The organism is Streptomyces sp. NPDC029296 (assembly GCF_055569255.1).
The window spans coordinates 271,190-283,798 of the sequence record NZ_JBVHXT010000003.1 but is presented as its reverse complement, the minus strand read 5'-3'; the positions used below and the strand labels follow the sequence as shown (position 1 = coordinate 283,798).

Here is a 12,609-nt window from a genome sequence, read left to right as displayed (position 1 = left end):
CCGGCGGGGAGGCGGAGGACAAGGCTGGTGCCGGTGGTGCCGGTGGTGCCGGTGGTGCCGGTGGTGCCCGTGGTGCCGGTGGTGCCGGTGGTGCCGGTGGTGCCCGTGGTGCCGGCGGTGCGCCCGGCGCGACCGATGCGGGCGATGCCGTGAGTGCCCACGGCGCCGGTGGCGTCGGTGCCGCCGGGGGAGACGGTGCCGCCCGTGCCGGTGGTGCCCAGGGCGCCGGGGCACGTGCCGGTGGCGCCGGAACAGGCGGTGCCGGTGGGGCGGGCAGGGCCGACGGGGCCGGCGGTGCGACCGGTGCGGCTCCTGCCGACGACGTGGGCGACCGGCGCTGGCGCTGGTGTGAGCCCGCCGGTCGGTTCGTCGCCGTGGCGCGGGGCGGCCCGGTCGGTGTCGTCGACTCCTTCCTGGTCTTTGACGGGACGGTGATCGCGCTCGACGCGCACATCGAGCGGTTCACCGCAGCCTGCGCCGCGCTGTTCTCCCTCCCGCGCGAGCGCACCGCCGCCTTCGCCCGCGCCGCCGTCGGCCGCCTCCCGGACACCGGCCGCTGGTTCCCCCGCCTGGAACTGGGCGTCCTCGACGGGGAGCCGGTCTTCCACCTGTGGCTCCGGCCGGCGCCGCCCCGGACCGGGTCCGTCCGGCTCCGGGTGCACGACGGCCCCGACCTGCGCCGGCATCCGACGGTGAAGGGACCCGACCTGCCCTGGCTCGCCGAGGCCCGGTCGGCGGCCGTGCGGCAGGGCGCCGACGAGGCGGTCCTGCTGACCGAGGACGGCCTCCTCGTCGAGGGCGTGACGACCAGCCTGCTCTGGTGGCGCGGCGACACCCTCTACGCGCCCGACGCCGAACGGCTGCCCCTGCTGCCGAGCGTCACCCGGCGGACCCTGCTGCGCCTCGCCGCCGCCTCCGGGACCCCCGTGGCCTACGCCCGCGCCCGGCCCGAGGACCTGGCCGGACTGGAGACCTGGGCGGTGAACGCGCTGCACGGCATCCGGCCGGTGCGGGAGTGGACCGGCCGCCGTGCCGAGGCCGGCCCGGCGCCGCGTGCGGGCCTCTGGCAGGCGCGGCTGGCGGCCCTGGCGACCGCCATCCGGCGGGAACCGGCCACCCGCTGAGCCCCGGAGACGCACGGACGTTTCATTGTTCGGCAATCCCGTACAGTCGAACTATGTGTTATGGTCATGGACATGCGACCGCTGCCCGAGCCCGCACCAGAGTCGCTGACGCTCGCTTCCGTGCTGTACGCGCTCGGCGATCCGGTCCGTCTCGAACTGGTGCGGCGGACCTTCGCCCATCCCGGACGGACCTGTGCCGTCGAGGATCTCGGTGTGCCGAAATCGACGCTGACCAGTCACTGGCGGATCCTGCGGGAGGCCGGCGTGGTCAGGATGGCCGTGGACGGCCGGTACCGGCGCATCTGGCTGCGGGCCGATGAACTGCGGGACCGTTTCCCGGAGCTGATGGACGTGATTCTGCGGCTGTGTGCCGAGGAATCGCCGTACAGCACGCTGCCGTAGAGCAAGATCGCGCTCGTTTCCGTTTTCCGGTAGGTCTCCGACGGGGGATTGCTGATGGACCGTTTCGAAGTGTCCGCCGCCCGCCAGCGCAGCCACCAGCCGGACTGGCCGGCGCCGGCCGAGCTGCTCCGGGCCCGCGCCGCACTCACCCGGGCCGCGCCGCTGGTGCCGGCCGCGGAGATCCGCCGGCTGCGCGCCCGGCTGGCCGAGCCGGCGTTCCTGCTGCACGCGGGGGACTGTGCCGAGACCTTCCGTGACAACACCCGGCCCTCGGTGGCGAACAGGGTGTCGCTGTTACGCGGTATCTCCGGTGCGATCGAGGCGCAGTGCGGCCGTCCGGTGGTGACCGTAGGGCGGATCGCCGGGCAGTACGCCAAGCCCCGCTCGGCACCGGTGGAGCGCCGGGCCGGAACCACCCTGCCGTCCTACTTCGGCGACGCGGTGAACGACGCCGAGTTCACGGCCGCCCGGCGGACCCCCGATCCCTGGAACATGGTCCGGGCCTACGAACACTCCGGTAGAACCCTCTCCTATCTGGAGAACTCGGGCCTGTACACCTCGCACGAGGCGCTGCTGCTCGACTACGAACAGCCCCTGACCCGCCGCAGCGCGGACGACGGCATGCTCTACGACCACTCCGCGCACCTGCTCTGGATCGGCGAGCGCACCCGCTCCCCGGCCGGACCCCACCTGGCCTTCGCCGCGCGCATCGCCAATCCCGTCGCGGTGAAGATAGGGCCCGGCGCCACGGCGGCCGACCTCGTGGCCCTGCACAACGCGCTGAATCCGGCCAATGTCCCGGGGCGGCTGGCCTTCATCTTCCGCCTGGGCCGGCACCGGGCCTACGACCTCGCCTACGCCATGCTGAGCCGCATCGTCGCCGAGGGCTGGACGGACCGCGTCCTGTGCGACCCGATGCACGGCAACACGGTCACCAGTCCGGCCGGAGTCAAAACGCGCGTGGTCACCCAGATCGAAGAGGAAGTGCGCGCGTTCTTCGGCGCCTGCAACGACACGGGAGTGCCTCCGGGCGGAATTCACCTGGAGGTGAGCGGTGACTACGTCAGCGAATGCGTCGTCACCCGTGTCGACGACACGTATCTCGCCACAAACTACCGCAGTGCCTGCGATCCCCGACTGAATCCGGAACAGACCCTGTATCTGGCCCAGGTGGTGGGGGATCTGCTGGCGCGGCACCGCGACTTCAGCCCGTGGCTGGAAGTGGCGATGTCGTCCCGCTAGCGCCCGGCCGCCGTCTCCCGGCGTCGTGCGCATTCATCGAGATCAGCAGTGGTAAAAGGGGTCGTCCTGTGTCCGTAGAAGTCCGATCGAATCGAGCAGTGGTGCTCGCCATGAGCTGCGTGGGACAGTTCATGGTGCTGCTCGACAGCACCATCGTGGGGGTGGCGCTCCCCGACATGCAGAAGCGCCTGCACACCGAATTATCCGGTCTGCAGTGGATCGTGGACGCGTACGTCCTGCTGGTCGCCATGCTGTTGCTGACCGGTGGCGTCTTCGCCGACCGCTTCGGCCGCAAGCGGGTGTACCTGTCCGGCACCGTGGTGTTCACCCTCGCCTCCCTGGCGTGCGCCGTCGCGCCCTCGCTCGGCTGGCTGATCTTCGGCCGGGTGCTCCAGGGCATCGGCGCCGCGGCGATGAGCCCCGGCTCGCTGGCCCTGCTGGCCGCCGCCTACCCCGTTCCGCAGGAGCGGGTGAAGGCGATCGGCCTGTGGGCCGGCATCAGCGGCATCGGCCTGGCCGCGGGCCCGCTGGCCGGCGGCATCCTGGTGGAGGCCTTCGACTGGCGCGCCATCTTCCTGGTCAACCTGCCCATCGGGGCGGCCCTGCTGCTGGCCGCGCTGCCGACGCTGGCCGAGTCCCGCAACCCCAACGCGCCGGCCATCGACGTCCCGGGCACGGTCCTGTCCATCCTGGGCGTCGGCGCGCTGACCTACGGGCTGATCGAGGGCGGCGCCAAGGGCTGGACCTCGCCCGCCATCCTCGGCAGCTTCGCCGCCGCGGCGGTGATCATCGCCGCGTTCATCGTCGTGGAGGCCCGCAGGCGCGCTCCCATGATGCCGCTGCGGCTGTTCGGGAACCGCCTGTTCACGACGGCCAACACGGCCATGCTCATGGTCGGTTTCTCGCTCATGGGCTCGGTGTTCTTCTTCTCCCAGTTCTTCGTCGCCGTGCAGGGCGACTCGATCCTCAGCTCCGGCCTGAAGACCCTGCCCATCTCGCTCGGCATGGCCCTGGTCAGCCCGTTCGCGGGCCGGCTGGCCGCCAGATACGGCTTCCGGATCGTGGTCACCACCGGCCTGGTGGTGGCCGGGGCCGGGCTGCTGGCGCTCGGCTTCGTCCACGCGGACACGCCGTACTGGAACCTGTGGTGGCGCCTGGCGGTCAGCGGTGTCGGCTTCGCCCTGGCCATGTCGCCGCTGACCGGCGCCGCCATCCAGGGCGTCAGCCCGCAGGAGGGCGGTCTCGCCTCGGGCATCAGCAGCACGGCCCGGCAGATCGGCGCGGTGCTCGGCGTGGCCGTGCTCGGCGCCATCGTGCTCAGCCGGCAGTCCGGGGGCGCCTCCTTCGAGGCCGGCCTCGACAGCGCCTTCATCACCGCCGGCATCGCCACCTGGGTCACCGCGATCGTCACCGGCCTGTGGCTGGTGAAGTCCACGCCCGCGGCGGCCGCCGTCCCGGAGCCCCGCCCGCAGGCGCAGACGACCGAGTGAGGCGCGCCGCGGCGCCGGCCTGACCGGCGCGGCCGCGTCATCCGGCCCGGACACGGGCGGCGGCCCTTCCCCGTGAAGGCCGCCGCCCCGTGTCCTGCTGGCCGAAACAGAGCGGGTCGTGGCCCGATGATGTCATGTAGTTTTCAAAGTAGAGCCGTGGCGTCTTCACCGACGCTCCTGTCAGACTGTCTATCGATCGGTTTTTCACGTCTCCGTCAGCCTGGCCGGGCAGGGGAACACCGGCCCGGGAGTCGCCTCGACCGTCAGGAAAGGCACAGGCGCCGCGACGCCGTGCCGGTGGCCGGAGCCGCAAGTCGGCCACCCGCTTCCTGGCCAATTCTGAGAAGGCGTCCGCGCATTCGCCTCGGTGCGTGCACTGAAACCAGGCTGAGCAAGAAAGGAATGCGCACGTACTAGTTCTCGGAAGGTGCGGGTTTTGAAAAACGATTACGTTCTCGGCAGCATATCGGACACGGTCGGACAGCTTGTGTTCCAGAGCGTGGGTGCGGAGCTGGACGAAGAACTGGCCGTCCGTGTCTACGAATACACCCTGGCGAACCAGCCGGTCACCGCCCACCAGGTGGCGGCCGGACTGCGCCTTTCGGCATCGGAGGCCACGCAGATCATGGATCTGCTGCACGGCCTGGGGCTTTTGCGGTACTGCGAGGCCCTGGAGAGTTTCAGCGCCATGTGCCCCGAATCGGCGCAGAACGAGCTGATCCTCCCGCTCCAGCGGGCGGTGAACGACAAGAGACGCGAACTCGCCGGAATCCACGAGCGGTTGCAGACACTCTCGGGCATCTTCAACGGCTTGCGCCGATCGAGACCACAGGAGAAGGTGGTCCGCCTGCTCGATCCGCAGCAGGCGTGGGCGCATCTGGCCGACTCCCTGCGCCAGTGCACCACCGAGGTCCTGGTGATGCAGCTGTTCGACCGCGCGCCGAACCGGAGTTTCCCCCCGCCGGAACTGCCCCTGCCGTCGAACGGGGTGCCGGTCCGGCTGGTCGGCCCGCATTCGGCCCGGGCCAGGACGACCACCCGGGCCCGGCTGCGCCAGCTGGCCGACTCCGGTGCCCAGGTCCGTACCGCCAACCACATCTTCGACAACATGGTCCTGGTCGGCGACGACGTGGCGTTCGTGACCGACCAGTCGACGGACGAGGACATCCCCGCCGTCATCGCCGTCTACGAACCGGTCGTCGTCTCCCTGCTGCGCCGGGTCTACGAGTTCGCCTGGCAGGCCGGCACGGACTTCGACGCCGACGCGGTCTCCTACGGCGAGACACTGACCGATCTCAACGCCGGCATCCTCAGCCTGATGGCCCGGGGGCTCAAGGACGAGGTCGTCGCCCGCCGCATCGGTGTGGGGTCGAGGACGTTCCGCCGGCACATCTCCAACATCATGGACGGCCTGGGCGCCACCACCCGGTTCCAGGCGGGCGTCGTCGCGGCCCGCGCCGGACTCATCGACGGCCAGCCGGTCGTGGAACTGCCCCGGCCCTGACACCCCCCACCCGCCCCGGCCACCCTCCCGCGATCCGCGGACAGCCCCGTCGGCACCATCCCGACGGGGCTGCCCGGGAACCGGCCCGGTCCGGCCGGTCGCCCGGCGGATGTGCCCGTTCGGGTGAGCGGGACCCGCTGCCTGAGCGACAATCGGCACGAGACGGCCGGAGCGCCCGGCATCGCTTCAGGGCCCTGTCACCGGGTTCCCCCGGCCGTGTGCGACGTCGTGATACGTGAGAGGGTCTGACGGGTGAGCGAGACACCACCGAACACCCTGCAATACCGCTTCGACGGGCCGGAAGAGGCTCCCGTCCTGATCCTGGGTCCCTCACTGGGTACCACCTGGCACATGTGGGACCGTCAGGTGCCGGAGCTGGCCAAGCAGTGGCGGGTCTTCCGGTTCGATCTGCCGGGGCACGGCGGCGCCCCCGCGCACCAGGCCGGTTCCGTCGCCGACCTCGTCGGCCGGCTGCTGGCCACCCTGGACGCGCTCGGCGTGCAGCGCTTCGGCTACGCGGGCTGCGCGCTGGGCGGCGCCGTAGGCATCGAACTGGCCCTGCGCCACCCCGAGCGGCTCGCCTCGCTCGCGCTGGTCGCGGCCTCCCCCCGGTTCGGCACCCCGGACGAGTTCCGCCAGCGCGGGGTCGTGGTCCGCACCAACGGCCTGGACCCGATCGCCCGGACCGCCCCCGACCGCTGGTTCACCGGCGGGTTCGCCGCCGCCCAGCCCGCGATCACCGAGTGGGCCGTGCAGATGGTCCGCACCACCGACCCGGGCTGCTACATCGCCGCCTGCGAGGCCCTCGCCTCCTTCGACGTACGGCCCGAGCTGGGCCGGGTCGGCGTACCCACGCTGGTCCTGGTCGGCTCCGACGACCAGGTCACCGGTCCCGCCGAGGCCCGTACCCTGGTCGCCGGCATCCCCGACGCCCGGCTCGCGGTCGTCCCCGGCGCCTCCCACCTGGTGCCGGTCGAGCAGCCCGCCGCCGTCACCGACCTGCTCGTCCACCACTTCTCCACCGCCTGGCAGCAGCCCTTCGACACCGGGCAGACCGCCCTGCCGGCCACCCCCGCCGCCACCGCCGTCCCGGCGGCCGCCCCGGCCGTGCCGGCGCAGGCCGCGCCGGTCGCCGAGATCGCCCCGGCGGCCGTACCGGACCGGGCCGACGGCCCGCCCGACCGGTACGAGACCGGGCTGAAGATCCGCCGCGAGGTGCTCGGCGACGCGCACGTGGACCGCACGCTGGCGGAGTCCGACGCGTTCGCCGGGGACTTCCAGGAGTTCATCACCCGCTACGCCTGGGGCGAGATCTGGGACCGCCCGGGCCTGGACCGCCGCACCCGCAGCTGCGTCACGCTCGGCGCGCTGGTCGCGGGCGGTCACCTGGAGGAGCTGGCCGCCCACACCCGCGCGGCCCTGCGCAACGGGCTGACCCCGGCCGAGATCGGCGAGGTGCTGCTGCAGACCGCCGTCTACTGCGGGGTGCCGGCCGCGAACAGCGCGTTCCGGGTGGCCCAGCGGGTCATCCGCGAGGAGACCACACCCGCCGGGTAGCGGCACGCGCGGCGGACGCGGGCGTGAAGATGGGTGACATGAAGCTCACGAAGAAGTCCCACGCCTGCGTCCGCCTCGACAAGGAGGGCCGGACGCTCGTCATCGACCCGGGCGGTTTCTCCGAACAGGACGCGGCCCTCGGCGCGGACGCCATCCTGGTCACGCACGAGCACCCGGACCACTTCGACGAGTCCCGGCTGCGGGCCGCCATGGAGGACAACCCGGCCGCCGAGATCTGGACCCTCGGGTCGGTCGCCGAGCGGATCACCGCGGCCTTCCCCGGCCGGGTGCACACCGTCGGCCACGGCGACACCTTCACCGCCGCCGGATTCGACGTCCAGGTGCACGGCGAGCTGCACGCGGTCATCCACCCCGACCTGCCGCGCGTCACCAACGTCGGCTATCTGATCGACGGCGGCGCGGTCTTCCACCCCGGCGACGCCCTCACCGTCCCCGGCCGGCCGGTGGAGACGCTGCTGCTCCCGGTGATGGCCCCCTGGAACAAGATCTCCGAGGTGATCGACTACGTCCGCGAGGTCCGCCCGCGGCGCGCCTTCGACGTCCACGACGCCCTGCTCACCGACCTGGCCCGCCCCCTCTACGACGGCCACCTCGGCCGGCTCGGCGGCACCGACCACCAGCGGCTGGCACCCGGGGCGGCCGCGCAGCTCTGAGCCCGGTGTCACAGGCTCCGGGTAGGTTGTGGGACATGCGCATCGCTACCTGGAACGTGAACTCGATCACCGCCCGCCTGCCACGGCTGCTGGCCTGGCTGGAGAGCAGCGGCACCGACGTGCTGTGCCTCCAGGAGGCCAAGGTCGCCGAGGAGCAGTTCCCGTTCGACCAGCTGCGCGAGCTGGGCTACGAGTCGGCGGTGAACGCGACCGGCCGGTGGAACGGCGTGGCGGTGCTCTCCCGCGTGGGCCTCGAGGACGTGGTCAAGGGCCTGCCCGGCGACCCCGGCTACGACGGCGTGACCGAGCCGCGCGCCCTCTCGGCGACCTGCGGCCCGGTCCGCGTCTGGTCGGTGTACCTGCCCAACGGCCGCGAGGTCGGGCACCCGCACTACGCCTACAAGCTCCAGTGGTTCGAGGCCCTGAAGGCGGCCGTGTACGGCGACGCGCGGGGCGGCCGCCCGTTCGCCGTCATGGGGGACTACAACGTGGCGCCCACCGACGACGACGTCCACGACGTGGCGGCCTTCGAGGGCTCCACCCACGTCACCCCGGCCGAGCGCGCCGCGCTCGCCTCCCTGCGCGAGGCGGGCCTCGACGACATCGTGCCGCGCCCGCTCAAGTACGACCGGCCGTTCACGTACTGGGACTACCGCCAGCTGTGCTTCCCGAAGAACCGCGGCATGCGCATCGACCTGGTGTACGGCAACGAACCCTTCGCCCGGGCCGTCAAGGACGCCTACGTCGACCGCGAGGAGCGCAAGGGCAAGGGCGCCTCCGATCACGCGCCCGTGGTGGTCGACCTGGACGTGTGATGCCACGCTGGGGGCATGCGTCTTCCGTTCCTGGGCCCCCGGCACAAGAAGATTGGCGCGGCGGCGCCGCCCGCCGATCCCGAGGCGGTCGCCGCGCTGCTGTCCGAGTGCGATCTGCTGCGTGCGCAGGCGGCCCGGGGCGGCGTCCGCCTCGACGACACCCCGGCCTCCCTGGAGGCCCTGGACCAGATGGTCCCGCGCTGGCGCGACGACCACGAGATCCTGCCCTGGCTGGGCCACGACGCGGGGCTGTACCTGGGCACGGTCGTGGTGCGCACGGTGCCCGGCGCCGCCTGGCTGATCCGCTCCGACGGCGAACCCGTCGTACGGCTCGCCTCCGGCCGGACGGTGGAGGTGGTGCCGGCCGGGCAGGAGTGGGCCGCGAGCGGCGTCCCCGAGCTGTCCCAGTGGTACGCCGGGATCGCCGGGGACTGAGCCCGCCCCGGCCGCCCGGCGGCGTAAATACGGCTAATGCCCTGGGGGTGCGTGTCGTCCCTCCACCGCACCGCCCGCTGGATAGGTTGCGGCAACCACGACACAGCCGAGAGCGAGTGGGGCTGCGGATGGCCGTCGATCCGTTGATCGAACTGCGGAACGTCAACAAGTACTACGGGGAGCTGCATGTCCTGAGGGACATCGACCTCACGGTCGGCAAGGGCGAGGTGGTCGTGGTCATCGGCCCGTCGGGATCGGGCAAGTCGACGCTGTGCAGGACGATCAACCGGCTGGAGGCCATCGAGTCCGGCACCATCACCCTCGACGGGCAGCCGCTGCCCGCGGAGGGCAAGGCCCTCGCCCGGCTGCGCGCCGAGGTCGGCATGGTCTTCCAGTCCTTCAACCTCTTCGCCCACAAGACCGTCCTGCAGAACGTCTCCCTCGCCCAGGTGAAGGTGCGCCGGCGGGGGCAGGCGGAGGCCGACCGGCGCTCCCGTGAACTCCTGGACCGGGTCGGCCTGCTGAACCAGGCCGACAAGTACCCCGCCCAGCTCTCCGGCGGCCAGCAGCAGCGCGTCGCCATCGCCCGCGCGCTCGCCATGGAACCCAAGGCGATGCTCTTCGACGAGCCCACCTCCGCCCTCGACCCCGAGATGATCAACGAGGTGCTGGAGGTCATGCGGCAGCTCGCCCGGGACGGCATGACGATGGTCGTCGTCACCCACGAGATGGGCTTCGCCCGCGCCTCCGCCAACCGGGTCGTCTTCATGGCCGACGGCCGGATCGTGGAGGACCGCAGCCCGGACGAGTTCTTCACGGACCCGCGCAGCGACCGCGCCAGGGACTTCCTCTCCAAGATCCTCAAGCACTGACCGGGGGACCGCGACCCATGTGCCGTACCGCCCGTGTGCCCCGCGCCCTGTGCGCGCTCCTCGTGCTGCTGGCCGCCGCCTGCGGCAAGGAGGGCAGCCCGCCCGGCAAGGGACCGGCCGCCGGAAGGCTCCCGCACTACCAGGTGGCCCGGGACGTCCGCCTGCCCGCCTCCCGGACCTGGATGCGGGCGAAGCGGCGCGGCCACTTCGTCGTCGGCGTCAAGGAGGACCAGCCCTACCTGGGCGAGAAGGACCCCGCCACCGGCACCTACTCCGGCTTCGACATCGAGATCGCCAAGATGATGTCCGCCTCCCTGGGCCTGGCGCCGAAGACCATCCGGTTCCGCACCATCGCCTCCGCCAACCGCGAGACCGCCCTGCAGAACGGCCAGATCGACTACTACGTGGGCACCTACACCATCAACCCCAACCGCAAGAAGCTGGTCGGCTTCGCGGGCCCCTACTACATGGCCGGCCAGTCGCTCCTGGTCCGCGAGGACGAGGACACCATCCACGGCCCGCGGGACCTCGCCGGCAGACGCGTCTGCTCGGCGGCGGGCTCCACGCCGTACCAGCGCGTCAAGGCCGACTACCCGAAGGCGGTCCTGGTCGCCTACGACACCTACTCGGTCTGCGTCGACAACCTCCTCACCTACCAGGTCGACGCGGTCACCACCGACGACGCCATCCTGATCGGCTACGCGGCCAAGGTCCCGAGCGAACTGAAGCTCGCCGGCAAGCCGTTCTCGAAGGAGCCCTACGGCATCGGCGTCCCGCACGGCGACAACGCCCTGCGCCTCGCCCTCGACGACGCCCTGGCGGCCCGCGAGAAGAACGGCGACTGGAAGAAGGCGTACGACGCCACGCTCGGCCTGTCCGGCGTGCCCGCCCCCCACCCGCCCGCCGTCGACCGCTACCGGGCGGGCTGAGCGAGGACGCCATGAACGTACTGACAGACAACTTCTCGGCCTACGGCGCCGGTTTCCTCGGCACCCTCGAACTGACCGTCTACGCCTCCCTGCTGGCCCTCGCCCTGGGCTTCCTGATGGCGTCCTTCCGGGTCGCGCCCGTCGGCTCCCTGCGGACCTTCGGCACCGTGTGGGTCGCCGTGCTCCGCAACACCCCGCTCACCCTGCTGTTCTTCGCGGTGCTGCTCGGACTGCCCCGGTTCGGGCTCGTGCTCCCCTTCGAGGTGTTCGCGGTCCTCGCCCTCGGCTGCTACACCTCCGCCTTCGTCTGCGAGGCGCTGCGCTCCGGCATCAACACCGTGCCCACGGGACAGGGGGAGGCGGCCCGCAGCCTCGGCATGACCTTCGGGCAGACCCTGTCGGTGGTCGTGCTGCCCCAGGCGTTCCGGTCCGTGATCCCGCCCATCGGCTCCACCCTCATCGCGCTCGCCAAGAACTCCGCGATCGCGGGCGCCTTCAGCGTGACCGAACTCCTCGGCACGTACAAGACGCTCAACGAACTCGGGTACGACATCGTGTGGACGTTCGTCTGGATCGCCGCCGGCTACCTGATCATCACGCTCGCCATCAGCGCCCTGTTCCACGCGCTGGAGCGGAAGTGGGGGGTCGCCCGATGACCGGGGCCTCGGCGCTCTACGACATCCCGGGCCCGCGCACCCGGCGACGGCACGCGGTCTACGGACTGCTGTCCGCCGTCATCCTCCTCGCGCTGCTCGCCTGGATCCTGTACCTGCTGTTCCACACCGGCCAGTTCACCGCCACCAAGTGGGCGCCCTTCGAGTACCAGGGCATCCAGCGCCTGTTGCTGCGCGGCCTCGGCAACACCCTGAAGGCGTTCGCGACCGCGGCCGTCCTCTCCCTCGTCCTCGGCGGGGTGCTGGCCTCGGGCCGGCTGTCGGACCACCGGCCGGTGCGCACGCTCGCCACGCTCCTCGTGGAGTTCTTCCGGGCCATGCCCGTCCTGGTGATGATCTTCTTCGTCTTCGTCGCGCTGAAGGTGCAGCCGCTGCCCGCGCTGGTCGCCGGGCTCACCCTCTACAACGGCTCGGTGCTCGCCGAGGTCTTCCGCTCCGGTGTGCACGCCGTCGAACGCGGTCAGCGGGAGGCCGCGTTCGCGCTCGGCATGCGCAAGACGCAGGTCATGGCGCACGTCCTCGTGCCGCAGGCGGTGCGCGCCATGCTGCCCGCCATCATCAGCCAGTTGGTGGTCGCCCTGAAGGACACCTCCCTCGGCTTCCTCATCACCTACGAGGAGTTTCTCCATGCCGGGAAACTCATCGCCTCCAACCTCGACTACGATTTGCCGTTCATCCCCGTGGTGATGGTGATCTCGCCGATCTACATCGGGATGTGCATGCTGCTCTCGTGGTTCGCCGGCTGGGTGTCCCGCCGTGAGCAGCGCAGCCCCAAGACCGAGGCGGTGGCTCACGCCCCGGCCGGCCCTGGGGCGCTGCTGCCCGGTGGGGAGCCCCCCATGGCCCCGAAACCCTGAGGGGGGCGGCAGTTCAACGGGCCAGGCTCGTCCG

14 protein-coding genes are annotated in these 12,609 nt (G+C 71.7%); all 14 read left to right on the top strand.

Annotated elements, in window-relative coordinates:
- Positions 1 to 27: 27 nt before the first annotated feature.
- The 14 genes from ACZ4W9_RS04290 to ACZ4W9_RS04225 all read left to right on the top strand — a co-directional run bounded on the left by ACZ4W9_RS04290 (position 28) and on the right by ACZ4W9_RS04225 (position 12,575).
- The gene (locus ACZ4W9_RS04290; protein WP_467933061.1) at positions 28 to 153 is read left to right on the top strand and encodes a hypothetical protein; all 126 of its coding nucleotides are present in this window, start codon (positions 28 to 30) and stop codon (positions 151 to 153) included.
- 170 nt (positions 154 to 323) lie between these two features.
- Positions 324 to 1,124 carry an aminotransferase class IV gene (locus ACZ4W9_RS04285; protein ID WP_467933059.1) on the top strand — a complete coding sequence of 267 codons (801 nt, stop codon included), beginning with the start codon at positions 324 to 326 and terminating at the stop codon, positions 1,122 to 1,124.
- 72 nt (positions 1,125 to 1,196) lie between these two features.
- Entirely contained in the window at positions 1,197 to 1,526 is a 330-nt protein-coding gene (locus ACZ4W9_RS04280; RefSeq protein ID WP_467933058.1) for an ArsR/SmtB family transcription factor, read from the top strand.
- 54 nt (positions 1,527 to 1,580) lie between these two features.
- Positions 1,581 to 2,768 (top strand): 3-deoxy-7-phosphoheptulonate synthase, encoded by a 1,188-nt coding sequence (locus ACZ4W9_RS04275; RefSeq protein ID WP_467933057.1) that lies wholly within the window; start codon positions 1,581 to 1,583, stop codon positions 2,766 to 2,768.
- A gap of 110 nt (positions 2,769 to 2,878) precedes the next feature.
- Complete coding sequence (locus ACZ4W9_RS04270; RefSeq protein WP_467933055.1) at positions 2,879 to 4,258, top strand: MFS transporter; 1,380 nt, start codon at positions 2,879 to 2,881, stop codon at positions 4,256 to 4,258.
- 499 nt (positions 4,259 to 4,757) lie between these two features.
- A complete protein-coding gene (locus ACZ4W9_RS04265; protein ID WP_467933054.1) occupies positions 4,758 to 5,762 on the top strand; it encodes a helix-turn-helix transcriptional regulator in 1,005 nt (334 codons plus the stop codon).
- 252 nt (positions 5,763 to 6,014) lie between these two features.
- Complete coding sequence (pcaDC, locus tag ACZ4W9_RS04260; protein WP_467933053.1) at positions 6,015 to 7,319, top strand: bifunctional 3-oxoadipate enol-lactonase/4-carboxymuconolactone decarboxylase PcaDC; 1,305 nt, start codon at positions 6,015 to 6,017, stop codon at positions 7,317 to 7,319.
- Between the two features lie 38 nt (positions 7,320 to 7,357).
- A complete protein-coding gene (locus ACZ4W9_RS04255) occupies positions 7,358 to 7,993 on the top strand; it encodes an MBL fold metallo-hydrolase (protein ID WP_467933051.1) in 636 nt (211 codons plus the stop codon).
- 35 nt (positions 7,994 to 8,028) lie between these two features.
- Positions 8,029 to 8,808, top strand: a complete 780-nt coding sequence (locus ACZ4W9_RS04250) for an exodeoxyribonuclease III (protein ID WP_467933050.1) — start codon at positions 8,029 to 8,031, stop codon at positions 8,806 to 8,808.
- Between the two features lie 15 nt (positions 8,809 to 8,823).
- Positions 8,824 to 9,243, top strand: coding sequence for a DUF6278 family protein (locus tag ACZ4W9_RS04245; protein WP_467933048.1), 420 nt, complete (start codon positions 8,824 to 8,826; stop codon positions 9,241 to 9,243).
- 128 nt (positions 9,244 to 9,371) lie between these two features.
- On the top strand, positions 9,372 to 10,115 hold the full coding sequence (locus tag ACZ4W9_RS04240; protein WP_467933046.1) for an amino acid ABC transporter ATP-binding protein: 744 nt from the start codon (positions 9,372 to 9,374) through the stop codon (positions 10,113 to 10,115).
- 17 nt (positions 10,116 to 10,132) lie between these two features.
- Positions 10,133 to 11,044 carry a glutamate ABC transporter substrate-binding protein gene (locus ACZ4W9_RS04235; RefSeq protein WP_467933045.1) on the top strand — a complete coding sequence of 304 codons (912 nt, stop codon included), beginning with the start codon at positions 10,133 to 10,135 and terminating at the stop codon, positions 11,042 to 11,044.
- Positions 11,045 to 11,055: 11 nt separating this feature from the next.
- Positions 11,056 to 11,700, top strand: coding sequence for an amino acid ABC transporter permease (locus ACZ4W9_RS04230; protein ID WP_467933044.1), 645 nt, complete (start codon positions 11,056 to 11,058; stop codon positions 11,698 to 11,700).
- Positions 11,697 to 12,575, top strand: a complete 879-nt coding sequence (locus ACZ4W9_RS04225) for an amino acid ABC transporter permease (RefSeq protein ID WP_467933043.1) — start codon at positions 11,697 to 11,699, stop codon at positions 12,573 to 12,575. The genes ACZ4W9_RS04230 and ACZ4W9_RS04225 overlap by 4 nt, the downstream gene beginning before the upstream one ends.
- The last annotated feature ends 34 nt before the right edge of the window (positions 12,576 to 12,609 follow it).

Coding starts and splice junctions, on each gene's coding strand:
- ACZ4W9_RS04270 (WP_467933055.1), top strand. CDS start 2,879: ATGAGCTGCGTGGGACAGTTCATGGTGCTGCTCGACAGCACCATCGTG.
- ACZ4W9_RS04280 (WP_467933058.1), top strand. CDS start 1,197: ATGCGACCGCTGCCCGAGCCCGCACCAGAGTCGCTGACGCTCGCTTCC.
- ACZ4W9_RS04250 (WP_467933050.1), top strand. CDS start 8,029: ATGCGCATCGCTACCTGGAACGTGAACTCGATCACCGCCCGCCTGCCA.
- ACZ4W9_RS04235 (WP_467933045.1), top strand. CDS start 10,133: ATGTGCCGTACCGCCCGTGTGCCCCGCGCCCTGTGCGCGCTCCTCGTG.
- ACZ4W9_RS04240 (WP_467933046.1), top strand. CDS start 9,372: ATGGCCGTCGATCCGTTGATCGAACTGCGGAACGTCAACAAGTACTAC.
- ACZ4W9_RS04230 (WP_467933044.1), top strand. CDS start 11,056: ATGAACGTACTGACAGACAACTTCTCGGCCTACGGCGCCGGTTTCCTC.
- ACZ4W9_RS04245 (WP_467933048.1), top strand. CDS start 8,824: ATGCGTCTTCCGTTCCTGGGCCCCCGGCACAAGAAGATTGGCGCGGCG.
- ACZ4W9_RS04255 (WP_467933051.1), top strand. CDS start 7,358: ATGAAGCTCACGAAGAAGTCCCACGCCTGCGTCCGCCTCGACAAGGAG.
- ACZ4W9_RS04225 (WP_467933043.1), top strand. CDS start 11,697: ATGACCGGGGCCTCGGCGCTCTACGACATCCCGGGCCCGCGCACCCGG.
- ACZ4W9_RS04275 (WP_467933057.1), top strand. CDS start 1,581: ATGGACCGTTTCGAAGTGTCCGCCGCCCGCCAGCGCAGCCACCAGCCG.